This is a genomic window from Pseudomonas sp. SK2, from assembly GCF_016772395.1.
Taxonomy (GTDB): Bacteria; Pseudomonadota; Gammaproteobacteria; order Pseudomonadales; family Pseudomonadaceae; genus Aquipseudomonas; species Aquipseudomonas taiwanensis.
Map to the genome: position 1 here is coordinate 1,536,089 of NZ_CP061944.1, position 22,607 is coordinate 1,558,695.

General features: G+C 63.0%; 20 protein-coding genes and 5 tRNA genes. 14 read left to right on the plus strand and 11 right to left on the minus strand.

The genetic code is table 11. The features are described 5' to 3' along the window. Window positions 1-10: 10 nt before the first annotated feature. Together IF103_RS06865 and IF103_RS06870 are read right to left on the minus strand one after the other, a co-directional pair. Window positions 11-466: a MarR family winged helix-turn-helix transcriptional regulator gene (locus IF103_RS06865; RefSeq protein ID WP_023379358.1), complete on the minus strand. Its 456-nt coding sequence runs from the start codon at window positions 464-466 to the stop codon at window positions 11-13. A gap of 58 nt (window positions 467-524) precedes the next feature. Continuing rightward, complete coding sequence (locus IF103_RS06870) at window positions 525-1,478, minus strand: LysR family transcriptional regulator (protein WP_027907250.1); 954 nt, start codon at window positions 1,476-1,478, stop codon at window positions 525-527. Window positions 1,479-1,590: 112 nt separating this feature from the next. On the opposite strand from IF103_RS06870, the gene IF103_RS06875 reads away from it, so the two are divergent. Continuing rightward, a complete protein-coding gene (locus IF103_RS06875; RefSeq protein ID WP_023379360.1) occupies window positions 1,591-2,340 on the plus strand; it encodes a sulfite exporter TauE/SafE family protein in 750 nt (249 codons plus the stop codon). Between the two features lie 20 nt (window positions 2,341-2,360). On the opposite strand, the gene IF103_RS06880 is transcribed toward IF103_RS06875, so the two are convergent. Continuing rightward, entirely contained in the window at window positions 2,361-3,212 is an 852-nt protein-coding gene (locus tag IF103_RS06880; RefSeq protein ID WP_023379361.1) for a LysR substrate-binding domain-containing protein, read from the minus strand. Between the two features lie 96 nt (window positions 3,213-3,308). Between IF103_RS06880 and IF103_RS06885 the strand changes: the two genes are divergently transcribed. Further along, window positions 3,309-3,527: a DUF1127 domain-containing protein gene (locus tag IF103_RS06885; protein ID WP_023379362.1), complete on the plus strand. Its 219-nt coding sequence runs from the start codon at window positions 3,309-3,311 to the stop codon at window positions 3,525-3,527. Between the two features lie 115 nt (window positions 3,528-3,642). Here IF103_RS06885 and IF103_RS06890 read toward each other — a convergent pair whose 3' ends face one another. After that, window positions 3,643-4,989: a class II 3-deoxy-7-phosphoheptulonate synthase gene (locus IF103_RS06890; RefSeq protein ID WP_023379363.1), complete on the minus strand. Its 1,347-nt coding sequence runs from the start codon at window positions 4,987-4,989 to the stop codon at window positions 3,643-3,645. A gap of 116 nt (window positions 4,990-5,105) precedes the next feature. Here IF103_RS06890 and IF103_RS06895 point away from each other — a divergent pair, with 116 nt between their 5' ends. Both IF103_RS06895 and IF103_RS06900 read left to right on the plus strand, forming a co-directional pair. Beyond that, window positions 5,106-5,861 carry a spermidine synthase gene (locus tag IF103_RS06895; protein WP_202675971.1) on the plus strand — a complete coding sequence of 252 codons (756 nt, stop codon included), beginning with the start codon at window positions 5,106-5,108 and terminating at the stop codon, window positions 5,859-5,861. 411 nt (window positions 5,862-6,272) lie between these two features. Then, window positions 6,273-7,952, plus strand: a complete 1,680-nt coding sequence (locus IF103_RS06900; protein ID WP_023379365.1) for a DEAD/DEAH box helicase — start codon at window positions 6,273-6,275, stop codon at window positions 7,950-7,952. Between the two features lie 99 nt (window positions 7,953-8,051). Here the strand turns inward: IF103_RS06900 and IF103_RS06905 are convergent, their stop codons facing one another. After that, window positions 8,052-8,819: a DODA-type extradiol aromatic ring-opening family dioxygenase gene (locus IF103_RS06905; RefSeq protein ID WP_023379366.1), complete on the minus strand. Its 768-nt coding sequence runs from the start codon at window positions 8,817-8,819 to the stop codon at window positions 8,052-8,054. Window positions 8,820-8,920: 101 nt separating this feature from the next. On the opposite strand from IF103_RS06905, the gene IF103_RS06910 reads away from it, so the two are divergent. Beyond that, complete coding sequence (locus IF103_RS06910; RefSeq protein WP_023379367.1) at window positions 8,921-9,571, plus strand: thiopurine S-methyltransferase; 651 nt, start codon at window positions 8,921-8,923, stop codon at window positions 9,569-9,571. Window positions 9,572-9,688: 117 nt separating this feature from the next. Here the strand turns inward: IF103_RS06910 and htpX are convergent, their stop codons facing one another. Next, the gene (gene htpX, locus IF103_RS06915; RefSeq protein WP_023379368.1) at window positions 9,689-10,576 is read right to left on the minus strand and encodes a protease HtpX; all 888 of its coding nucleotides are present in this window, start codon (window positions 10,574-10,576) and stop codon (window positions 9,689-9,691) included. Window positions 10,577-10,861: 285 nt separating this feature from the next. Beyond that, window positions 10,862-12,073 carry a pyridoxal phosphate-dependent aminotransferase gene (locus IF103_RS06920; RefSeq protein ID WP_023379369.1) on the minus strand — a complete coding sequence of 404 codons (1,212 nt, stop codon included), beginning with the start codon at window positions 12,071-12,073 and terminating at the stop codon, window positions 10,862-10,864. Between the two features lie 167 nt (window positions 12,074-12,240). Between IF103_RS06920 and msrB the strand changes: the two genes are divergently transcribed. Together msrB and IF103_RS06930 are read left to right on the plus strand one after the other, a co-directional pair. Further along, window positions 12,241-12,636, plus strand: a complete 396-nt coding sequence (gene msrB / locus IF103_RS06925) for a peptide-methionine (R)-S-oxide reductase MsrB (RefSeq protein ID WP_023379370.1) — start codon at window positions 12,241-12,243, stop codon at window positions 12,634-12,636. A 12-nt stretch (window positions 12,637-12,648) separates the two neighbouring features. Further along, on the plus strand, window positions 12,649-13,137 hold the full coding sequence (locus tag IF103_RS06930; protein WP_027907254.1) for a glutathione peroxidase: 489 nt from the start codon (window positions 12,649-12,651) through the stop codon (window positions 13,135-13,137). Here the strand turns inward: IF103_RS06930 and IF103_RS06935 are convergent. Next, window positions 13,127-15,481, minus strand: a complete 2,355-nt coding sequence (locus IF103_RS06935; protein WP_023379372.1) for a response regulator — start codon at window positions 15,479-15,481, stop codon at window positions 13,127-13,129. The genes IF103_RS06930 and IF103_RS06935 overlap by 11 nt on opposite strands. A gap of 182 nt (window positions 15,482-15,663) precedes the next feature. Between IF103_RS06935 and IF103_RS06940 the strand changes: the two genes are divergently transcribed. Both IF103_RS06940 and msrC read left to right on the plus strand, forming a co-directional pair. Then, entirely contained in the window at window positions 15,664-16,551 is an 888-nt protein-coding gene (locus tag IF103_RS06940; RefSeq protein ID WP_023379373.1) for an ATP-binding protein, read from the plus strand. Continuing rightward, the gene (gene msrC / locus IF103_RS06945) at window positions 16,552-17,034 is read left to right on the plus strand and encodes a free L-methionine (R)-S-oxide reductase MsrC (RefSeq protein ID WP_202675972.1); all 483 of its coding nucleotides are present in this window, start codon (window positions 16,552-16,554) and stop codon (window positions 17,032-17,034) included. Between the two features lie 86 nt (window positions 17,035-17,120). On the opposite strand, the gene IF103_RS06950 is transcribed toward msrC, so the two are convergent. After that, a complete protein-coding gene (locus tag IF103_RS06950) occupies window positions 17,121-17,888 on the minus strand; it encodes a hypothetical protein (RefSeq protein WP_023379375.1) in 768 nt (255 codons plus the stop codon). A gap of 334 nt (window positions 17,889-18,222) precedes the next feature. On the opposite strand from IF103_RS06950, the gene IF103_RS06955 reads away from it, so the two are divergent. From IF103_RS06955 to IF103_RS06975, 5 genes are all read left to right on the plus strand, one after another. Continuing rightward, window positions 18,223-18,298 (plus strand) — tRNA-Glu (locus IF103_RS06955). Window positions 18,299-18,300: 2 nt separating this feature from the next. Continuing rightward, a tRNA-Gly gene (locus IF103_RS06960) sits at window positions 18,301-18,376 on the plus strand. A gap of 90 nt (window positions 18,377-18,466) precedes the next feature. Then, window positions 18,467-18,542 (plus strand) — tRNA-Glu (locus IF103_RS06965). Window positions 18,543-18,545: 3 nt separating this feature from the next. Then, window positions 18,546-18,621 (plus strand) — tRNA-Gly (locus IF103_RS06970). An 86-nt stretch (window positions 18,622-18,707) separates the two neighbouring features. Continuing rightward, window positions 18,708-18,783 (plus strand) — tRNA-Gly (locus IF103_RS06975). A 137-nt stretch (window positions 18,784-18,920) separates the two neighbouring features. Here IF103_RS06975 and IF103_RS06980 read toward each other — a convergent pair. Beyond that, complete coding sequence (locus tag IF103_RS06980) at window positions 18,921-20,003, minus strand: fimbrial protein (protein ID WP_023379376.1); 1,083 nt, start codon at window positions 20,001-20,003, stop codon at window positions 18,921-18,923. Further along, complete coding sequence (locus tag IF103_RS06985; protein WP_202675973.1) at window positions 20,003-22,576, minus strand: fimbria/pilus outer membrane usher protein; 2,574 nt, start codon at window positions 22,574-22,576, stop codon at window positions 20,003-20,005. The genes IF103_RS06980 and IF103_RS06985 overlap by 1 nt, the downstream gene beginning before the upstream one ends. Window positions 22,577-22,607 lie beyond the last annotated feature (31 nt).

Consider the following 22,607-nt stretch of genomic DNA (forward strand, 5'->3'; position numbering starts at 1 on the left):
AGCATAGTCCTCAGAGGTTCTTCTGCAGGTTGTCGCGTAGTTCCAGCAGTTCGGCTTGCAGCTGCTGCAAGCGTTCCAGGCTATGGCCGCTGGCCTTGAGGATGCACTGGGGCACGCTGCGCGCTTGCTGGTGGAGGGCACGGCCCTTGTCGGTCAGTTGCACCAGGACGACGCGTTCGTCTTCGCGACTGCGGGTGCGCTTGAGCAAACCTTCGCTTTCCAGGCGTTTGAGCAGGGGGGTAAGCGAGCCGGGGTCGGTGAGTAGGCGTTGGCTGATTTCGCCCACGGTCAGGCCGTCCTGCTCCCAGAGCACGAGCATGGCCAGGTACTGCGGGTAGGTCAGCCCCAACGCCTGCAGCAGCGGCTTGTAGACCTTGGTCATCAGCAACGAGGTGGAGTGCAGGGCGAAGCAGACCTGGTTATCCAACAGCAGCTCGTCACAGGGGGCTTTGGGGTCGGCGTTCATGCAGATCCTTGAAATTGATCAATGTGAAAATCTAGCACGCTGATGATTGGCGCGCTCATTACCAGCGCAATTCGCTTCGCAAGGCCAAGTCCCAAGGTGGAACCGGGCTGAAGCGGCTCTTGAGAAATTCGAGCAGTAAACGGCTGCGAGAGTTCGTTTCATGTTCAAGGCGCAGTGCGTAGATGCCGCTGGACTCAGGCTCGGGCAGGCCGCCTTCGCAGAACAGCGGTATCAGTTCACCGCGCAGCAGGTAGTCGCTGATCAGCCAGGTGGGCAGGTGCGCGACACCCAAGCCTGCCAGTGCGCCGAACAGCAGCGTTTCGGCGTTGTTGGCGGCCATGCGCATGCGCTGCGGGCGATACAGGCGGGTTTGTCCCGCGACCGTGAAGCGCCAGGCGAACGGCGGCGCGAGCCCGTCCCAGTCCAGGCCGTCGTGGTCAGGTAGCTCGCTGGGGCAAGCCGGTACGCCACGGTTGGCCAGGTAGGCGGGGCTGGCGCAGGCGATACGCACCATGTAGGCCAGCGGTGTGGCGACCAGTCGGGTGTCGGCCAGGGGGCCGGCGCGCAGCACCAAATCCACCTCGCCCAAGTGGCTGCCATGCAGGTCGACGAAACTGTCGATCAGGCGCAGTTGTACATCCAGGCCAGGGTAGGCCACCAGGAAATCGGCGATGGCCGGCGCCAGGTGACGACGGCCGAATGCCGCCGGGGCGTCGATGCGAATCAAGCCTTCCGGGGCATTGCTCAACGACACTGCCTCGGCACGGGCCAGGCGCAGCTCTTCGATGATGCGCCGGGCGCGCTCGGCGAAGGCATTGCCAGCGGGGGTGGCACGCACGGCATGGGTGCTGCGCACGAACAGTCGGCTACCGACGGCCGCTTCCAGGTTGTCGATGCGCCGCGCCACCGCCGAGGGCGTCAGCGGGTGACGGCGGGCGGCGGCCGAGAAGCTGCTGGTTTCCAGCACATCGAGAAACAGGCTCAGTTGTTCGGTCAGGGTGTCGGGGCTCATGGCGACTCTGCTTTGCGAAACACGCATAGCCATTGTGCGTTGCTGTGCGTTTCCCCGCCAGCCCTGACTGGGTAGGATGCTTGAATTCCAACTACAGGCGGATGAGGCCCTGATGATCGAGTGGTTGATGTATGTCGCGCTGGGCGCAGCCCTGGGTACCCTGGGTGGGCTGTTCGGCATTGGTGGAGGGTTGATCGCGATCCCGGCGTTGGGTGTGTTGTTCGGCCTCGATCAGCAATTGGCGCAGGGCACCGCGCTGGTGATGGTGGTCCCTAACGTGTTGCTGGCGCTGTGGCGTTATCACCAGCGCAATCGCATCGAGCTGCGCCATGCACTGCCGCTGTCACTGTGCAGCCTGCTGTTCGCCTGGTTAGGGTCGATCTGGGCAGTGGGGATCGACGCGCAGTCGATGCGCCTGGGCTTCGTCGGCTTCCTGGTGGCCCTGGCCATCTGGAACGTGGCGCGGATGTTCCTCAAGGTGGCGCCACCCTCCGCCGAGCTGCGCTACCCCTGGCCGTGGCTGGGTGTGCTGGGCAGCTTCTCGGGCGCCATGGGGGGATTGTTCGGGGTAGGCGGGGCCGTGGTCGCAACGCCGATCCTCACCAGTGTGTTCGGTACCACCCAGGTGGTAGCCCAAGGGCTGTCCCTGGCCTTGGCGGCGCCAAGCACGGCGGTGACCTTGCTGACCTACGGTGTGCACCACAGCGTGAGCTGGAGCGTGGGCATACCACTGGCGGTGGGGGGCTTGCTCAGCATCAGTTGGGGTGTGCGGCTGGCCCATGCACTGCCCGAGAAAGTGCTACGGGCGTTGTTCTGCGTGTTTCTGGTGGTGTGCGCGGCGATGCTTGGGTTCGAGCTATAGCCGACAGTGGTGGCCCGCGGTCATTTGAACCCTTCCACGATGTAGTCGGCCATGCAGTCGGTAATCGGTGACTGGCTCTGCGAATTGCGCAGCAGCATCACATTGGCCAGCGGCAACTGCGGCAAACCGCTCTGTTCGCCAAGAATGCGCACATTACCGCCAATCAGGCTCTGCAGCTGCGCTGTCACCGCCAACCCAGCGGTGACGATGGCGAAGATCGCCGCCAGGCTGGGGCTTGTGTAGGCAATGCGGTAGTCGATGCCCTGGGCCTCCAGGGCATTGCAGGTCCAGGCGCGGCAGAAGCAATCGGTGTTGAACAACGCCAATGGCACGGGCCGCTGCTCGTGTGGGCAGAAGCCTTCGGCAGCGGCCCAGACCAGCCGCTCCTGGCGCAGCAGCTGGCCGACTTCGTTACCCGGCTCGCGGGTGACGATGGTCAGGTCCAAGTCCTGGCGCAGCATCAGTTGCTTGGACGAGTCGCAGTGCACTTCCACCTGCACCAGCGGGTAAGCCTGGGCGAAACTCGACAGGATTGTCGGCAGAAAACGCATCGCATAATCGTCCGGCGTGCCGATACGCACCACGCCGACCATGTGTGGCATGCGCAGGGTGTTGAACACCTCGCCGTGCAGCTTGAGGATGCGCCGGGCATAACCCAGCAACACTTGCCCTTCGGCGGTCAGGCGCACCTGGCGGCCGTCGCGCTCGAAAAGCTGGCGTTGGAGGATGTCTTCTTCCAGGCGCTTCATCTGCATGCTGACTGCCGACTGCGTGCGGTTGACCACCTCGCCGGCGCGGGTGAAGCCGCCTTGTTCGGCAATGGCGACGAAGGTGCGCAGCACATCGGCATCGAGACTCTGATAGTGGGACATTGCATCAATCTCCGAGATGCATGGCATCAGAAACATTCGTTGGATTGATCTTAAGCCTGGGATGAGACTGGAGCCATCAACACGGAGGGCCTCACGATGAAAGGTCATGTCAGCAGCATCGAGCACACCACCTTTTCCCTGAACCACCTGTGGCATGTGGCGATCGAGCGTTTGGCGCGCTGGCTGCAGTTGTATCGCCAGCGTCAGGAGTTGGCTCGCCTCAGTGACGCGACGTTGCAGGACTTGGGGTTGAGCCGGGCCGATATCCAGCAAGAGGCGGATCGGCATTTCTGGGACGATCCGCTGCGTAAATGAGGGTAAGAGCCTGTGCTGGCCGGAAACAAACGTAGGAGCGAGCCTTGCTCGCGATGCACCGCGCGGGCGGCGCTCGCTCTCACGAACGCCCCCGCTTTCAGCCAACCGCTCCCGCTCAGCGCCGCACTTGCTTGAGCGTCTCGGCGATCAGGAACGCCAGCTCCAGTGACTGGTCGGCATTCATGCGTGGGTCGCAATGGGTGTGATAGCGGTCTGAGAGCGCGTCTTCGGTGATCGGCCGGGCGCCGCCGATGCATTCGGTGACGTTCTGTCCGGTCATCTCGATATGAATCCCGCCCGCATGGCTGCCTTCGGCCTGGTGCACCTGGAAGAACTGTTTCACCTCGTCCAGGATCTGCGCAAAGTCACGGGTCTTGTAGCCGCTGCTGGCCTTGATGGTGTTGCCGTGCATCGGGTCGGAGCTCCACAGCACCTTGCGCCCCTCGCGCTCGACGGTGCGGATCAACCCCGGCAGGTGGTCACCCACCTTGCCGGCGCCCATGCGCACGATCAGGTTCAGCCGGCCCGGGTCGTTGTCCGGGTTGAGGATGTCGATCAGGCGGATCAGTTCTTCAGGGTTCATGCTCGGCCCGACCTTCACCCCGATCGGATTGTGCACGCCGCGCAGGAACTCGACATGGGCACCATCCAACTGGCGGGTACGGTCGCCGATCCACAGCATGTGCGCCGAACAATCGTAGTGGTCACCGGTCAGGCTGTCCTGACGCACGAAGGCCTCTTCGTAGTTGAGCAGCAGCGCTTCATGGGCGGTGAAGAAACTGGTTTCGCGCAGTTGTGGGGCGCTGTCCAGGCCGCAGGCGCGCATGAAGGCCAGGGTCTCGTCGATGCGGTTGGCCAACTGGTGGTACTTGTCGGCCAGCGCCGAGTTGGCGATGAAGTCCAGGTTCCACTTGTGCACCTGATGCAGGTCGGCGAAACCGCCCTGGGCGAAGGCGCGCAGCAGGTTGAGGGTGGCGGTGGCCTGGTGGTACGCCTGCAGCAGGCGCTCCGGGTCCGGCACGCGGCTTTTCTCGTCGAACCCGATGCCGTTGACGATGTCGCCGCGGTAGGCGGGCAGGGTGACGTTGCCGATGGTTTCATCGCCTGCGGAGCGAGGCTTGGCGAACTGCCCGGCCATGCGCCCGACCTTGACCACCGGGCAGCCGGCGGCGAAGGTCATGACAATGGCCATCTGTAGCAGCACCTTGAAGGTGTCGCGGATCTTCGCGGCCGAAAACTCGGCGAAGCTTTCGGCGCAGTCGCCACCTTGCAACAGGAAGGCCCGGCCTTCGGTGACCTCGGCGAACTGTCGACGCAGCTCGCGCGCTTCGCCTGCGAACACCAGCGGCGGGTAGCTGGCCAGGGTCTGCTCGACCTTCAGCAGGTGCGCGGCGTCGGGGTAGGTCGGTTGCTGCTGGATCGGCAGGGCACGCCAGCTGTCAGGGCTCCACGGTTGGTTCATCACAGGCTCGGTCTTGTCGGTTGTAGGCTGTTCGTCATGGTAACAGTTGGCGGTGCGCTTGTTGCGTTGCAGGTGTTGACGGACAATGCGCGTTTTTGTGTGGGCAGGTGGCAGTGATGGCGACGGAGCGGGAAGAGCGGCTACTGGCCCGGGTCGAAGATGCCTTTGGCGTGATCAGCGTGTACGAGGTGGACGACTACCGTTTTCTCGAGTTCGGCGATGCGATCGAGCAAAGCTGCGTGTTCACCGCCGACCCCAGCTGGCTGGAGTACGACTACACCCGTGCCATGCTGGTGGGGGCGCTGTGCCACGCACAGCCAGAGAGTGCGCTGTTCCTGGGGTTGGGGGCCGGTACCCTGACCCAGGCCTGCATGAAATTCCTGCCGCTGGAGGACATCGAAGCCATCGAACTGCGCCCGGATGTGCCGCGCCTGGCCATGGAGTACCTCGGGCTGGACGATGATCCGCGGCTTTACGTGCGTATCGGCGATGCCCTCGAGTTGCTGCCGAGCGCGGAAAAAGCCGACCTGATCTTCGTTGACCTGTACACCGACCACGGACCGGGTGTCGGGCACCTGGCCTGGCGGTTCCTGGAAAACTGTCAGCAGCAACTCAACCCCGGCGGTTGGCTGGTGATCAACCAGTGGGCCAATGACGATGGCCGGCCGCTGGGTGCGGCGTTGCTGCGCGGGCTTTACCACCGGCATTACTGGGAGCTGCCGGTGAAGGAGGGCAATGTCATCCTGCTGGTGCCTGCGGACCTCGAGCAGACGTTGGACCTGGACGGGGTGCGGGCACGCGCCGAAGCGCTGGCGCCGCGCCTGGGGTATAGCCTGGAGAGCCTGATCCGGGAAATTCGGCCAGCGACCTGAAACCGTGTTGCGCTCTTCGCGGGTAAACCCGCTCCTACGGGGACTGCGCCGTGCTCCAGGGCAGTGGGCTCTTCGGAAGCGGGGCAGGAAGGGGGCTGCTGGAGAAAAACGTTTCAGCCGGTATCGATTGATGGCCTGATACTGGCTACCCAAACTGAAAAATTTCCTCACTGTCCCCTTCAATTCGGGTATAGTACGCGCCGGTCTTTTAGCGGACCTCAAAATCAGGTGGTGCAAATCCTCCGAGTCCAGCTTCGGCTGCGCGTCCGCTAGGCGGACCTTCCCACGTATTCATTTTCAATCGTTTTCGCAAATCCCCGCCGCCAAAGCTGCCTGGGTGACCGTTTGGTCTTTCAAGGCATGTGCAGCTTTGGAGCATGGGTCTTTGCGGATGCACCTAGAGGCAGACCCATGACCCAGGAAACCGGCGGATTCGCCGCTCTCGAACTCAATCCGAACATTGTTGCTGCCGTACTGGCTACCGGCTACGAAGAGCCGTCCGCCATTCAGCAACAGTCGATCCCGATCATCCTCGCCGGTCACGACATGATCGGCCAGGCGCAGACTGGCACCGGCAAGACCGCTGCCTTCGCCCTGCCGATCCTCAACAAGATCGACGTGAGCAAGCGCGAACCGCAAGCCCTGATCCTTGCGCCAACCCGTGAGTTGGCGCTGCAAGTAGCTACCGCATTCGAAACCTACGCCAAGCAGATGCCGGGCGTTAACGTCGTGGCCGTGTACGGTGGTGCCCCGATGGGCCCACAACTGCGTGCCATCCGTAACGGCGCGCAAATCGTCGTCGCTACCCCTGGCCGCCTGTGCGACCACCTGCGCCGCGACGAGAAAGTCCTGTCCACCGTTCAGTACCTGGTACTGGACGAAGCGGACGAGATGCTCAAGCTGGGCTTCATGGACGACCTCGAAGTGATCTTCGACGCCATCCCTGAATCGCGCCAGACCGTGCTGTTCTCCGCCACCCTGCCGTCTTCGATCCGCAGCATCGCCGAGCGCCACCTGCGCGAGCCGAAGCACGTCAAGATCCAGAGCAAGACCCAGACCGTCACCGCGATCGATCAGGCCCACCTGATGGTCCACGCCGACCAGAAGATCCCGGCTGTGCTGCGTCTGCTGGAAGTGGAAGAATTCGATGCGCTGATCGCCTTCGTACGCACCAAGCAAGCCACCCTGGACCTGGCCTCCGCCCTGGAAGCCAAGGGCTACAAGGCTGCCGCGCTGAACGGCGACATCGCCCAGAACCAGCGTGAGCGCGTCATCGACTCGCTCAAGGATGGCCGTCTGGACATCGTCGTCGCCACCGACGTCGCGGCCCGTGGTCTGGATGTTCCGCGCATCACCCACGTATTCAACGTGGACATGCCGTACGACCCAGAGTCCTACGTTCACCGTATCGGTCGTACCGGCCGTGCTGGCCGCGATGGCCGTGCGCTGCTGCTGGTTACCCCGCGTGAGCGTCGCATGCTCCAGGTGATCGAACGTGTAACCGGTCAGAAAGTGGCCGAGGCCCGTCTGCCGAACGCGCAGGCCGTACTGGATGCCCGCATCAAGAAGCTGACTTCGAGCCTGGCGCCGCTGGTGGCCGAAGCGGAAGCCACCCATGGCGAACTGTTCGACCGTCTGACCGCCGACCTCGGCTGCAGCCCACGCGCACTGGCCTCGGCCCTGCTGCGCAAGGCCACCAATGGCCAGGCTCTGGATCTGGCGGCTGTCGAGCGTGAGCAGCCGCTGGTGCCAAGCTTCACCCCGCGTGAGCGCAGTGGTGAGCGTGGCGACCGTGGTGAGCGCAGTGAGCGTGGTGACCGCGAGCGTCGCGCGCCGATGCCGCTGGCTGAAGGTCGCGTTCGTTGCCGTACCGCGTTGGGTGCCCGTGACGGTATCGCCGCCAAGAACCTGCTGGGTGCGATCCTCAATGAGGGCGGCTTGGCTCGCGACGCCATCGGCCGGATCCAGGTTCGTGACAGCTTCAGCCTGATCGAACTGCCGGAAGACGGCCTGGAGCGTCTGCTGTCCAAGCTCAAGGACACCCGTGTGGCGGGCAAGCAGCTGAAGCTGCGCCGCTACCGCGAGGACTGATCCTGGCGCCATGAAAAAATCCCCGGCCTAGGTCGGGGATTTTTTTGCCTGCACGCTCAGCTTTACCGGCAGGCGGCGGCCTGCCGGCAAGAGGTCCCTTCAGTCGAATCGATAAATGTCCATCCCCAGGGCCCCCAAGGTGAACCCCTGGTGCACCACGGCAAACCGCTTTCCGGCCCCCAGGGCAAAGAACAGCGGCAGCAAATGCTCATCGCTGGGATGGTTGCGCACCGCAAACGGCGCCTGGTGCCGGTAATCCAGCAATGCAGCTTGGTCATCCTCGGCCAGGCGCGCCACCACCCAGTCCCTGAAGGCCAACGCCCAAGGCTCGATCACATCCGGCCCGGCGTGCCAGTCCAACTCGCCCAGGTTGTGGGTGATGCTGCCCGAACCGATCAGCAACACACCTTCCTCTCGCAGCCCCGCCAACGCTTGGCCGACCTTGATCTGCAGCGCCGGGCCCATGTGGCTGGGCAGTGAAACCTGAATTACCGGAATGCCCGCATCCGGGTACATGAGCGACAGCGGTACCCAAGCACCATGGTCGAACGGTCGCTGCGGGTCCAGGCGGGCGGGCAGGCCGGCCTTGGTCAACCGTTCGCTGACCTGGCCGGCCAGGCCAGGTTCGCCCGGCGCCGGGTACTGCACCGCATACAACGCGGCGGGGAAGCCATGGAAGTCATGCCAGGTCCCTGGTTGCGCACTGCCGGTCACCCGCAGTTCGCGGCTTTCCCAGTGCGCCGACACCACCACGATCGCCTTTGGCCGTGGCAAGGCGTTGGCCAGACCAGCCAGGGCCGGACCGCTGGCGCCGGGTTGCAGGGCGAGCATGGGGGAGCCGTGGGAAATGAACAGGCTGGGCAGCATGGTGGTGTCCTGGCGGTTAAGATGCTGACATCTTCGATCAGATACAGATCGAATTCCAATATAAGATTTTAGCGTTATCTATCGAGTAACCAGGAGGAAAGATGGACGCGGCGTTCTGGCATCGCAAGTGGGCCGACAACCAGATCGGTTTTCACCAGGCCCAGGTCAACCCCTATCTGCAGCGGTATTGGCCAGCGTTGGGGTTGGCACCCGGTAGTCGGGTATTGGTGCCGCTGTGTGGCAAGAGCCTGGACCTGGCGTGGCTGGCAGGGCAGGGGCACCGGGTGTTGGGGGTGGAGTTGTCGCGGCGGGCGGTGGAAGACTTCTTCCGCGAGCAGGGGTTGTCGGCCGAGGTATCGCAGCAGGGCGTATTCGAGCTCTGGCAGGCCGGCGCGGTGCAAGTGTTGTGCGGGGATGTCTTCGCCTTGCAGGCCGAGGATGTCGTCGACTGTGTCGGGCTCTACGACCGGGCCGCGCTGATTGCCTTGCCCCCTGAGATGCGGGAGCGGTACATGGCGATGCTGTCGAATATCCTGCCTTCTGGTGGTCGAGGGCTGCTGGTGACACTGGACTATGACCAGGCCAAGCTGGAGGGGCCGCCGTTTTCGGTGGGGGATGAAGAGGTGCGGCGCGGCTTTTGCGCTTGGAAGGTGGAGGCGTTGGAGGCCGTCGAGGTGATCGAGGAAAGTCCGAAGTTTCGCCAGGCTGGAATCGCGAGCTTGCTGGAGCGCGCCTATCGGCTAGGGTTTTGATCGATAGCGCGCAGGTCCCGGACGCTTTGCGGGTAAGCCCGTCCCCACAGGTGTTGGTGGGGAGAGGTAGGCGTAAAAAAAGGGCGACCTGAGTCGCCCTTTTCATACCTCGACCCATCAACCGCGGCGACGCAGCGCCTCGATGCGGTCTTCCAGTGGCGGGTGGCTCATCAGCAAGCCAGCGAGGCCATGCTTCAGGCCGCCGTTGATGCCGAAGGCACGCATGGTGTCAGGCATGTGCACCGGCAGGCCTTGCTCCACGCGCAGGCGCTGCAGGGCGCCGATCATGGCGTTGGTACCGGCCAGTTGTGCGCCAGCTTCGTCAGCGCGGTATTCGCGGCGACGCGAGAACCACATCACGATCATGCTGGCCAGAATGCCCAGCACCAGCTCGGCGACGATGGTGGCCACGTAATAGGCGATACCCTGGCCTTCCTCGTTCTTGAAGATGACCTTGTCGACGAAGTTGCCGATGATCCGGGCGAAGAACATCACGAAGGTGTTTACCACGCCTTGCACCAGCGCCAGGGTCACCATGTCGCCATTGGCCACGTGGCCGATTTCGTGGGCCAGCACGGCACGCACTTCATCGGGCGAGAAGCGCTCCAGCAGGCCTTGGGATACGGCGACCAGCGCGTCGTTGCGGTTCCAGCCGGTGGCGAAGGCGTTTGCCTCGTAAGCTGGGAAGATACCCACCTCGGGCATCTTGATGCCGGCCTCGCGGGACAGCTCCTCGACAGTCTGCAACAGCCACTGTTCGTGACGGGTGCGCGGCTGGGTGATGATCTGGGTGCCGGTGGTCATCTTCGCCATCCACTTGGAGATGAACAGCGAAACGAGCGAACCGGCGAAGCCGAACACGGCGCAGAAGACCAGCAGGCTGCTGAGGTTGAGGTCAACCCCATTGGCGGCCATGAACCCGTTGAAACCGAACAGGCTCAGGGTAATGCTTGCAACCAGCACCACCGCAAGGTTGGTGGCTACAAACAACAGAATGCGCATCATGGTTGTTACGTTCTCCTGACGGATGAGTTCGTTGCGTATGCGGGGTATATAAGGGGCCTGTCGCGCCGATTCAATCGGGCGACTATTTCAAACTGTGTACGGCGGAGTATGGCAGAGGATATCGCGGGGGCTGTGAGCTAGAGCGTTGCAGGATGTAAGAAACATGCTGAGAGGGCTGTCGGACGTTGTTTCATGGCCCTAAGCAAGCGTAGGAGCGAGCCATGCTCGCGATGCGCCGCGCGGGCGGCGCTCGATCCACGCGCCGCCACGAACCCCAAGCCGACCCTACTGCGAATACCCCTTCAGGAAATTACCGATGCGGCCAATCGCCTGCTCCAGGTCATCCACACGTGGCAAGGTCACCACGCGGAAGTGGTCCGGCCACGGCCAGTTGAACGCGGTGCCCTGAACGATCAGTAGCTTTTCCGACAGCAGCAGGTCGAGCACGAACTTCTCGTCGTTGTGGATTGGGCACACTTTCGGGTCGATCTTCGGGAACGCGTACAGCGCGCCCATGGGCTTGACGCAGCTCACGCCTGGGATGGCATTGAGCAACTCGTAGGTGCGGTTGCGCTGCTCCAGCAGGCGCCCTGGTGGCAGCACCAGGTCGTTGATGCTTTGGTAGCCGCCCAGGGCGGTCTGGATGGCATGCTGGGCGGGCACGTTGGCGCACAGGCGCATGTTGGCCAGCATGTCGATACCTTCGATGTAGCTCTGGGCATGCTGCTTGGGCCCGGAGATGATCAGCCAGCCGGAGCGGAAGCCAGCGACCCGGTACGATTTGGACAGGCCGTTGAAGGTCAGGCACAGCAAGTCCGGGGCCAGCGAGGCGGTGCTGATGTGCACGGCCTCGTCGTAGAGGATCTTGTCGTAGATTTCGTCCGAGAACACCACCAGGTTGTGCTGGCGCGCCAGTTCCAGCATGCCCAGCAGCAGTTCCTTGGAGTACACCGCGCCGGTCGGGTTGTTCGGGTTGATGATCACCAGGGCCTTGGTGTTCGGCGTGATCTTGGCCTTGATGTCTTCCAGGTCCGGGAACCAGTCGGCCTGCTCGTCGCACAGGTAGTGGACCGGTTTGCCGCCGGCCAGGCTGACCGCAGCGGTCCACAACGGGTAGTCGGGCGCTGGGATCAGCACTTCGTCGCCGTTGTTGAGCAGGGCCTGCATCGACATCACGATCAGCTCGGACACACCGTTGCCGAGGTAAATGTCCTCGATACCGACGCCTTCGATCTGCTTCTGCTGGCAGTACTGCATCACCGCCTTGCGCGCGCTGAACAGGCCCTTGGAGTCGCTGTAGCCCTGGGCGGTGGGCAGATTGCGGATCACATCCTGGAGGATTTCGTCCGGTGCCTCGAAGCCAAACGGCGCCGGGTTGCCGATGTTCAGCTTGAGGATGCGATGGCCTTCCTCTTCCAGGCGCTTGGCGTGCTTGAGCACTGGGCCGCGAATGTCGTAGCAGACATTGGCGAGCTTGTTCGATTTGCTGAACTGCATGATGTGATCCCGATTGAGAAGTCGCAGGCGCCGCCGTCGAAAGGTTTGAAAGGGCGGGGCGCGGGTGCCAGACTTGGAGCCTTGCACACGAAGCCGACTAATATACGTGCCACCCGCGCCCTGGAAAAGACGGCGCAGCGTGAAATTCAGCCTGCCGAGGTCACCTTATGCAAAAGATCGACAAAACCCTTGAAGAATGGCGTGCCATGCTCGACCCGGCCCAGTACCAGGTGTGCCGTCTCAAGGGCACTGAGCGGCCGTTCAGCGGCAAGTACAACAGCGAACGGCGCGACGGCATCTACCATTGCATCTGCTGCGACCTGCCATTGTTCGACGCACAGGCCAAGTTCGATTCCGGCTGTGGCTGGCCCAGCTTCTACCAGCCGATCGAAGACAGCGCGATGATCGAAATCCGCGACACCTCCCACGGCATGATTCGCACCGAGGTCACGTGCGCCCGCTGCGATGCCCACCTGGGCCATGTGTTCCCCGACGGCCCGCCACCGACCGGGCTGCGCTACTGTATCAATTCGGTGTGCCTGGACCTCAAGCCGCGTGACTGAACGGAGCTGAACATGGCTGGATCGATACTCGACATTCCCTGCGTGACCCTGGGCGGTGAGCACAAGGTGCTGGGCGACTTCGCCGGCAAGGCACTGCTGGTGGTCAACACCGCCAGCCAATGCGGCTTCACCCCGCAGTACAAGGGCCTGGAGCAGCTATGGCAGCAGTACCGTGATCGTGGGCTGGTGGTGCTGGGCTTCCCGTGCAACCAGTTCGGCCAGCAGGAACCGGGCGATTCGCGGGAAATCGCGCAGTTCTGCGAGCGCAATTTCGGCGTGAGCTTCCCACTGTTTCGCAAGATCGACGTCAACGGCCCTGGCGCCCACCCGCTGTTCGTCGAGCTCAAGCAGCGCGCCCCAGGCCTGCTGGGCACCCAGAAGATCAAGTGGAATTTCACCAAGTTCCTGTTCGACCCGGCCAGCGGCAAGGTCAAGCGCTACGGGCCAACCACCAAGCCCCAGGCCCTGGAGGCAGACATCGAGCGTTTGCTCAGCCGTTGACCGGTACCCAATGGTCGATCAGCGCCAACAGCTCCTCGCGGCGGAACGGCTTGGCCAGATAGTCGTTCATGCCCGCCGCGCGGCAGCGCTCGCGCTCCTCGGGCATGGCATTGGCAGTCAGCGCGACGATGGGCAGCTCGGGCCAGCGACCGCTCTGACGAATCCGCCGGCTGGCTTCGTAGCCGTCCATCACCGGCATGTTGCAGTCCATCAGCACCATGTCGAACTGATTTTCCTCGAGCATCTCCAGCGCCTCGGCGCCTTGGGTGGCGAGCTGCACCTGGCAACCGAGCTTGGCCAGCATGCCCTTGGCCACCAGTTGGTTCACCGGATTGTCCTCCACTAACAGAATGCGCGCGCGGCCTTCCTCAAGTGTGGCGCTGGGGTTGGCCAGTGGATGTTCGGGGGCCTGTCCTTGCAGGGTGCGGCGCAGCATCTGGTACAGCGGATTGCGCGCCAGCGGACGGGCCAGTTGATGTAACGGGGCGAGCAGGCTGGACTGTTCGCTGGGCAGGAAATTGCCATAGGCGGTCACCAGCAGAATCGGCGCCTTGAAGGCTGGGCGCAGGTCCTGCAGGTGGTCCAGGTCATCGGTGATCAGCACGTCGACGGCTTTCATCCGCACGTTGCTGGCATCGTCATGACGGCTGTAGTGCAGGCCCCAGGCGGGCAACAGGCTCTGCAGCAGTTCGCCCAGGCCGCTGCCGGCGCGGGTCAGGGCCACCACCTGGCCGTGCAGCGGCGCTGGCGCGATGGCTTCGGTGTGTGCGGCCAGTGGCAGGTCGGCGCTGAAGCGGCTGCCGAAGCCCGCCTCGGACTGGATGTGCAGGTGCCCTTGCATGGCTTTGCACAGGTTGCGGGTCAGCGCCAGGCCCAGGCCGGTGCCGCCGTACTGGCGGGTAATGCCGGCGCCTGCCTGGATGAAGGGCTGGAAGATGCGCGCCTGGGCTTCCTCGGGAATGCCGATGCCGGTGTCGTGCACTTCCAGGCGCACACCGCCGACGATGACGCTCAGGCGCACGTCGACGCGGCCGAAACGGGTGAACTTCAGCGCGTTGGACAACAGGTTACTGACAATCTGCCGCACGCGTGTCGGGTCGCCGAGTACCATGCTGGGGAAGTCGTTGGCGATCAGGCAGGTCAGTTCGACGCTTTGCGCGGCATTCTGCGACAGCAGGTTGGCGGTGTCCTCGATCATCGCGGCCATGTCGAACGGAATGCGCTCTAGCTCCAGCTGGCCGGCATCGAACTTGGACAGGTCGAGGATATCGTTGAGCAGCTCGACCAGTACCTTGCCCGAGTCGTGGGCGATCGACAGCTGCTGGCGCTGCTCGCCGGCCAGCGGGCTGTCCAGGGCCAGGGCGATCATGCCGAGCATGCCGTTGAGCGGGGTGCGGATCTCGTGGCTCATGTTGGCCAGGAAGGCGGCGCGGGCCTGGGCCATGTCCAGGGCACGCTGGCGGGCTTCTTCCAGTTCCTGGTTGAACTGGCTCAGGCGACTGTTGCTGGCCTTCAGCTCAGTGGTGCGCGACGAGACGATGTCTTCCAGTTCATTGAGGTACTGGGTGAGGCGGTTCTCGGCACTGCGCCGCTGCTGGATTTCGGTGGCCATGCTGACGAACTGCTGGTTGGCGACCTTCACCAATACGCCGATCTCGTCTTTTTCGTGACCGTGCGGGCAGTCCACCCGGGTTTGCCTGCGTTGGCCCGCGTCGTTGCTGAGCGCGCCGATGACGGTCACCAGGGGTTTGGTCAGCATGAAGTAGAACAGGGCCAGGAGGATGCCGGTAAGCACCAGGCTGCGGGCGAAACCGTTGACCAGGGTGACGCCGGCGCGGTCGAGGAAGCGGCTGCCGAAGGCGTAGGTGTCCACGTCTAGGTAGAGGGTGCCCAGGTACTCGTTGGGCATGTGGGTCAGGAACAGGCGGTCCTGGAACTGGCGCTGTTCGCCGAACAGGAAGTCACTCAGCGGCCGGTAGCGGTCCTCCAGGCGCGAGCGTTGCACGTCGGCCAGTACGGTGTCGTTGTTGTCGATCAGCCGCGCGCGGATGACGGCTGGCGATTGCAGCAGGCCACGCGTCAGCTCCAGGGCCAGTTCGGCGTCGATGTTGTAGGCGATGCGCGAGGCCGGGTTGTGGCTGATCTGTAGCAACGCCTGCACTTCGCGGTTGATGGACGCGTCTTCACTGGCATAATCAATGCCGATCTGGATGAGACTGAGCAATGTTCCCAGGATGAAGCCGACCAGGACTGTCAACCGGGCTTGCTTGTATGACAGGCGATTGGTGAACTTGATATCCATGGGTCCCGAGCCGGTTTCATGTCCCTTGCGCTGCGCAAGCATAGCCGATCAGCCCCGGCTGCTGGCGGGTCTGTCAAACATTCAAACTTGATTGTTGTTGGTTGTACCGGTGTCTTCGCGGGTAGACCCGCTTATACAGGCCGTAGCCACCTTTCAGGGGGCTGGATTGTTCGCGACAGGGCCGGTACCGCCGTAAAACTCATGTTGTCTTGCTAGGAGTCGTCATGGACGCCCGCTTGTATGCTTTCCTGGAACGCGCCGAATCGGTACTGGCGCGTCTTGAACCCCTGTTGCCAGCACCACGCCCGGACATCGACTGGCATACCACCCTGGCCGCCCGCTGGCAGCGCGACGGCCGCACCGGTTACCTGATGCCGCTGGAGGTCAGCCTCGACATCCGCCTGAGCGACCTGATCGGCGTCGACCAGCAGCGCGACCAGCTGGGCCGCAACACCCATCAGTTCATCAACGGTCTGCCGGCCAACCATGCCTTGCTGTGGGGCTCGCGCGGTACTGGCAAGTCGTCGCTGGTGCGTGCGCTGCTGGCCGAACATGCCGGTGCCGGTCTGCGCCTTATCGAAATCGAGCGCGATCACCTGGCCGACCTGCCGCGTGTGGTCGAACAACTGCAGACGCTGCCGCAGCGCTTCATCCTGTTCTGCGACGATCTGTCGTTCGAAGCTGGGGAGGGCGACTACCGGGTGCTCAAGAGCGTGCTCGACGGCTCGCTGGAGCAAGCCCCGGACAACGTGCTGCTGTACGCCACCTCGAACCGCCGCCACCTGGTCCCGGAAAAAGAGAGCGACAACGAAAACTGGAAGCGCGTCGATGGCGAGCTGCACCCCAGTGAAGCGGTGGAGGACAAGATCGCGTTGTCCGACCGTTTTGGCCTGTGGCTGTCGTTCTACCCCTTCACCCAGGACCACTTCCTCAATGTGGTGGAACATTGGATCGGCCAGTTGGCCGCCAAGGCCGGGTTGCGCTGGCAGCGTGACGAAGCCCTGGATATTCTCGCCGTGCGCTGGGCAACCGGGCGCGGCAACCGTAATGGCCGTTGTGCCTATCAGTTCGCCCGCTATTGGGTCGGGCTGCAATTGTTGGAGCAGAAATAAATGATCGACCTCAACGCCAGTCGCACTGGCCTCGATGGCTATGACCTGCTGGCTGCGCAAGTGCAGGCGCTGTTCGCCGACGAGCGCGACTTCATCGCCAATGCCGCGCAGTTTTCCGCGTTTCTCTACCACCAGGTGGATGACCTGAACTGGGCGGGGTTCTACCTCAATCGCAACGAACAACTGGTGCTCGGCCCGTTCCAGGGTCAGGTGGCCTGCGTGCGCATCCCGTTCGACAAGGGCGTGTGCGGGGCGGCGGCGGCAACGCGTCAGACCCAGCGCGTGGAGGACGTGCACGCATTCCCAGGGCATATCGCCTGTGACAGTGCGTCGAACAGTGAGTTGGTGATTCCGCTGGTCAAGGAGGGCAGGCTGATTGGCGTGCTGGACCTGGACAGCCCGAAGCTTGCGCGTTTCAGTGAGGCGGATCAGGTGGGGCTGGAGCGTTTGGCCGCGATTTTTCTCGACTTGACCGACTGCTGAGACCGCAGCGCCGGCGTATTCACCAGAATGACTGAAGCTGGCGAGCTGCCTTTTCGCGCCCCAAGGCTGCCCACCAGCTTCCGCGCTCAGTCGTAGATGACGCGCTTCTTCCAGGTCTCTTCTTCATCGGTCTTGAGCCCTTGGGTCAGCGCGTTCTCGTCATTCTCGGCCGGCTCCATCTTGTCCAGCACCTGGGCATTGGCCCGCGCCAGCAGTTTTTCCAGATAAGTCAGCTGCTCTTCGTAGAGCTTCGGCTCAGGCTGCTTGCGCAGGTACTGCACGCCCCGTTCGAACGCCAGGCGTGCCTGGCCGGGTTGTTCCTGTTGCAGGGCCTGCTGGCCGAGGTTGTTGAAGAACTCGATATGCAGCAGCACCAGGATATGGCGGATTTCCTTTACCCAATACTTGCCCTCGTTGGTTTGCAGGACGTTTTCCTGGGTGGCGCGGACGATCTGGGTGTGCAGTGCCTCAAGCAGAAACCGCACGTCCTTGGCCTTGACCTCGGTCTGGATCGGGCTTGGCGGGTTGTTAACCGGAATCTGCTCACCCTTGGCGACCAGGCCTTCGAGCTCGGCGATGCGCGCTTTCAGGTCGCCGTTGTGCTTGTCCAGTGCCAACTGGCGCTGGTTGAGGTTGAGCTCGAGCCGGGCGAGCATCAGCTTCAGCGCTGGCGTCATGAACTGGCCTGGGAAGGTTTCGGTGATTTCGCCACAGCGGCGTACACGGTCGGCCAGCTCGACCTTCAACCGGGCGCGTTCGAGCTTGCTGTTTTCGACCACGTTGTTGAGGTAGCCGATCACGATCAGCAACGCGATGCCCGCCACGATGAGCAGAGTGATCAGAAGTGGTGTCACCTTTAACGCCTCATCAAGAAGTTTTGCTTTATTGAGTGTAGTGAGTTCGCCGAGGGGCGAACAGCGCAGCCTGGCGGACGACTCTGTGTCGGCTCGGGCTGCGTTATCTAAAGCCTGATGGCACTTTGCTTGGGCTGCGTCAGAAAATCAACGCCAATCCTCGGACGCCCCTTGCCGTGGCCGGCCCGAAGGGTGGAAGTCATTGATTTAAATAAATTTCTACAAAGGGGTTGACGACCTGCCAAGGCATCCATAGAATGCGCGCCACTTGCAGCGTAAAGCACACAGCGAAACGCAGCAGGGAGTGAAAGCAGCATGTGAATGCTTGCAGCGTGTCCCCTTCGTCTAGTGGCCTAGGACACCGCCCTTTCACGGCGGTAACAGGGGTTCGAGTCCCCTAGGGGACGCCAATGCGGGAATAGCTCAGTTGGTAGAGCACGACCTTGCCAAGGTCGGGGTCGCGAGTTCGAGTCTCGTTTCCCGCTCCAGTTTCTCCGGCAACGCCTTGCGGCGCGGCAGGAAAAGAAAATCCAGGCTGAATCGTGAGGTTCATGTGCTGGTGCACTGAAAAGTGTTGTGTCCCCTTCGTCTAGTGGCCTAGGACACCGCCCTTTCACGGCGGTAACAGGGGTTCGAGTCCCCTAGGGGACGCCAAATGCGGGAATAGCTCAGTTGGTAGAGCACGACCTTGCCAAGGTCGGGGTCGCGAGTTCGAGTCTCGTTTCCCGCTCCAGTTTAGATACTGTGGCGTCTATGCGGTGCAGTGGTGGTGAAGGTCGTAAAGGCGCTTCACGCCGATTGGCGGTAAAGTTTCACAATGCGGGAATAGCTCAGTTGGTAGAGCACGACCTTGCCAAGGTCGGGGTCGCGAGTTCGAGTCTCGTTTCCCGCTCCAAATACAGGTATGCAAGGCTGAATCCAACCTTGCAAACCTTCAAAAAAAGACGCTTAGGCGTCTTTTTTCGTTTCTGACCATTTATTCTTATCGTGACAAAGGCCGCAGGGTATTCGCCCTGTGGCCTTTTTTGCGTGTTATTTGTAGCTTACGGTAAAGGTCAAGCCTCCTTCGGCCAAGCCTGGCGTTACCACCGGTGCGCTCTGGTAATAGCGTGCCTGAAAGTCCAGCTGGGTGATGCCAATACTGACTGGCTTGACCAGCTCGTCGGATTGAAGTGGCATGGGCGTTCCATCGCTGCGCAGTAGTTGAATTTCAACCCCGGCGGCATCGGAAGCGGCACCCAGGCTGAAGCGCCCCTCGGCCGGAACGGTCGGTACCGAGCCGTTGGCGCCATCCAGTTCGATGTACACATTCGCGGCCGCTGGATTGGGGGCGCTGGCGTCTTCGCAATCACTGAGCGTGATATGGAACGGGACGGACGCGGTCGTGGTACCTACCCCTGTGAAGTCAGCAAGGGTGTGATCACCCAGTTTCACGGGGTCGGCGCTTACGGCATTGGATTTCAGGGAGCACTGTGCCTGGTTCACCGTCGCGCTCAAGCGGTATTCCATGACCTTGCCCAGATTATGCAAGAATCCATGAAACATCTCGCCGTTGACACGTTGGGGGCCGGGTGCAATTGGCCCGGTCTTGATGAACCAGGCATTGCCGCGCATGACCGACACCAGTACGTTGAAGGGCTGGTCTCGCAGGGTCCCCGAGTAGGGGATAACCGCAGAGGTGCCAGGATCAGGGATAAAGGAGTTGTTGGCTGCGCCGTCAAAAGGTGAACCAAGCTCCATGTACACGCCGATCCCGGGAATGTTGGTTTCCATGACATGCCCATTGATGTCCTTGCCACCCAGCGGGGGCAGGGTGCCCGTGAAGATTGGCGCGGTGTTGGGCAGCCTTGCCTGGGGCGGGCTGGCGGAGTCCCAAAGGCACGAGGCCCTCGCGCCTTCGTTGTTGCTTCTGGTAAGCGAGCTGGTACCGATCACGGTACCGATTGCGGCATCGCGGGGTACCCAGAATGTCCCCATGTCACGCTCGAAGGTCATGTAGTTGCTGGCTGTCTGGAACGAACAGCTGGCGTAAGCGTTGCCAGAGAACAGGCCTAGGGTCAGGCAGCAGGCGGTCAGCCGCAAGCTGCGGTCGATGTTGAAGGTCAATGCGGTCATCAAAGCATTTCCTGGGTATTGTCGCCGGGCAGAAGAGGCTGGCCGCTGGCCACGGGCCGTGCGCAGCGCAGGGTTTGCAGGCGGTAGCCACCTTCTTGTGCAAGTGCCTGCGGGTCTATGTTGAGTGTGCAGTCCGTATCGCTGGCCTCGCCCCACATCACGCCTATCGCCTGCGGGCCTGTGGTGCGGGTGGACACTAGTGCTTGGCCGGCCTGCCCGACCACGCCCAAGCTCTGGCCATCGGCATCGAGCACCTGGGCGCCAAATGGCACGGGTTGCCCATTGGCTTGCAGCAGGGTCAGCACCAGGCGGGCCACATGCTCGGCCTCGTAGCTGGCCTTGACCACGGCGCCGCGGCGCGGAACCACTTGCTGGCTGGCATTGGCAATCACCACTTCCGGCGAAAGGTCGTCGGTTTGCAGCACCAATGCATTGAGCCGATAGGGGCGCAGGTACGGCACTAGCGCGTAGCCATGGGAATTGGTGCGCGCCGAGGGTGTATTCTGCACGCCGACACCTGGCACGTCGGGCACATGCACCAGGGCCATGGTTTCTCCCAAGTGGCTGCCAAATGCCACGCCGTCTCCATGCAGCATGACGGCACCGCTGGCGTTCACCGACATGCTGCGGTAATCGTTGCCTTCGTTGTAGCCCATGCCGACACTGGCCTGGCTGCCCTGATAGTTGATGGACAGCCCGCCACTACTGCGACCTTGACTGTCGTTGGTCAGCGAGGTGCTGTAGGTCAGCTGGTTGTCCAGCAAGCCGCCGCTCAGGCTGGCGCGTTCGCTGGCGCGGCCATTGTCGTTGCGCAGGTCGAAGCTGGCCTGTTGCTGCCGGCCGAAGTCTAGCGGCACGCTCAAGCTCAAGCCGAACAGGCGGCTATCGTCGTTTTTCGAGTCCAGCGCCTGGGAGGCAAACAGGTTGATCGCGACCTTGCCCACGCGGGTGGTGTATTGCAGTTGGTACTGGCGGCGCTGGAGGCTGGTTTGCCAGTAGGTGTCCTGGGAAAAGGTCAGGTTTAGCGCGCTGCGTTCGCTCACGCGCTGGTACACCGATGCTTCCAGGCGGCTGCGGCGGTTGCCCAGGTAGCGGCTGGCATTGCTGCGTTGCTGCACGGCTTCGTCGAAGTCGCGGTAGCCCTGGGTCGAGTAGCGATAACCGGCAAAGCGCAGGTTGGTGCGGGTTTGGAAGCTTTTGCCATAGCGCAAGGCAAAACTGTGGCCCTGGGTCTCACCCAGGGTGTTGCCCAGGTCGCTGGAGGAACGGGTGACATCGAACGATAGCGCGCCCAGATGGCCGACGTCGCGGGCCATGCCCAGCACACTGGCGTTGTAGTACTCACTGGAAAGCAGGCCGCCGTAGAGGGTGGTATCCCAGGCCCCGCCACGGGCCAGGGTGGCTTGCCAGAACAGTGGGTCGTCAAGCTGCTCGGCGCCGTCGTAACGGCCCACGGTCGCGCTGTAGCGCCATACGCCTTCGCGCAGCAGGCTGCCCATGCTCGAATAGGGTTGGGTAAAGCGACGCACCTGGCCGTCAGCCTCGGTGATCACCACTTCCAGCTCGCCGTGGCCGGAGCCCACGCTGAGGTCATCGATGGCATAGGGCCCGGGGGCCACGTAGCTGGAGTAGATGGGGTAGCCGTTGTGCAGGATCTCGACCTTGGCGCGGCTCTGGGCCACCCCGCGGATCACCGGGCCGTAATGCTGCATCGCGTCGGGCAGCATGCCGATGTCCGAGGCCACCTGTGCGCCGGTAAAGCGTACGCTGCGGAACATGTCGCTGTTGGTGAAGGTTTCACCCAGGGTGAAGTTGGCCTGTAGGCCTGGCAGGTCGCGCTGTGCGTAGGTGTCGCTGCGGGTCCAGCGGCGCGCCCCGTTGGCCTCCTCGCGCAGCGCCTGCTTGCTGCGTAGCCGCCAGGCACCCAGGTTGAGGCCGCTGTTGAGGTACAGGTCCTGGCTGCTGCGGTTGCCGCCGCCGTGTTGGCTGCTGTGCTGGGCCGAGGCCTGGTAGCTGATGAAGGCGGCGTTGATGCCGTTGCTCCATCTGGCCTCGGGGACGCTGCCTGAACGGTCTTGGCGCAGGGCGATTTGCGGGATCGACAGGGACAAGTGCAACTGCGCAGGGTCGAACATGACGCTGGCGTGCGGCACCAGTTGCATCAGGTTCACGCAGCTGTCGTCGTCTGGCAGTGGCGTTTCCAGGGCCTGTTCACGCAGGTCGAGGGTGCGTAAAACCTCGGCCGTCAGGCAGGGCTGCAGCCCTTTACCATTCCGGGCCTCGAAGAAGTTGATGTCTTGCTCGGGCTGAGGGCTGAGGTTGAGCGAGACCCGCACCCGGTAGCGTCCTGGCGGCAGGTGTGCCTGCGCGGCCAGGTTTTGCAGCGCCAGGGCACCGGCCTCGGAAGACTGGCCGGGGGGCTGGCGCATGAAACCGGGTAGGAAGGCAATGCCGGCTTGGTCTGCCAAGGCGGCGGGGGCGAGGGCCAACGCCAGGCAGCCGCCGAGCAGGGGCGGCAGCGGGGCGAAGCGCGGGCGCAACGGCAATAGCCTGCGCCATTCGAGCTGGAGCATGAGCGTGTCCTGGGCGGCGCCTACGGACGAT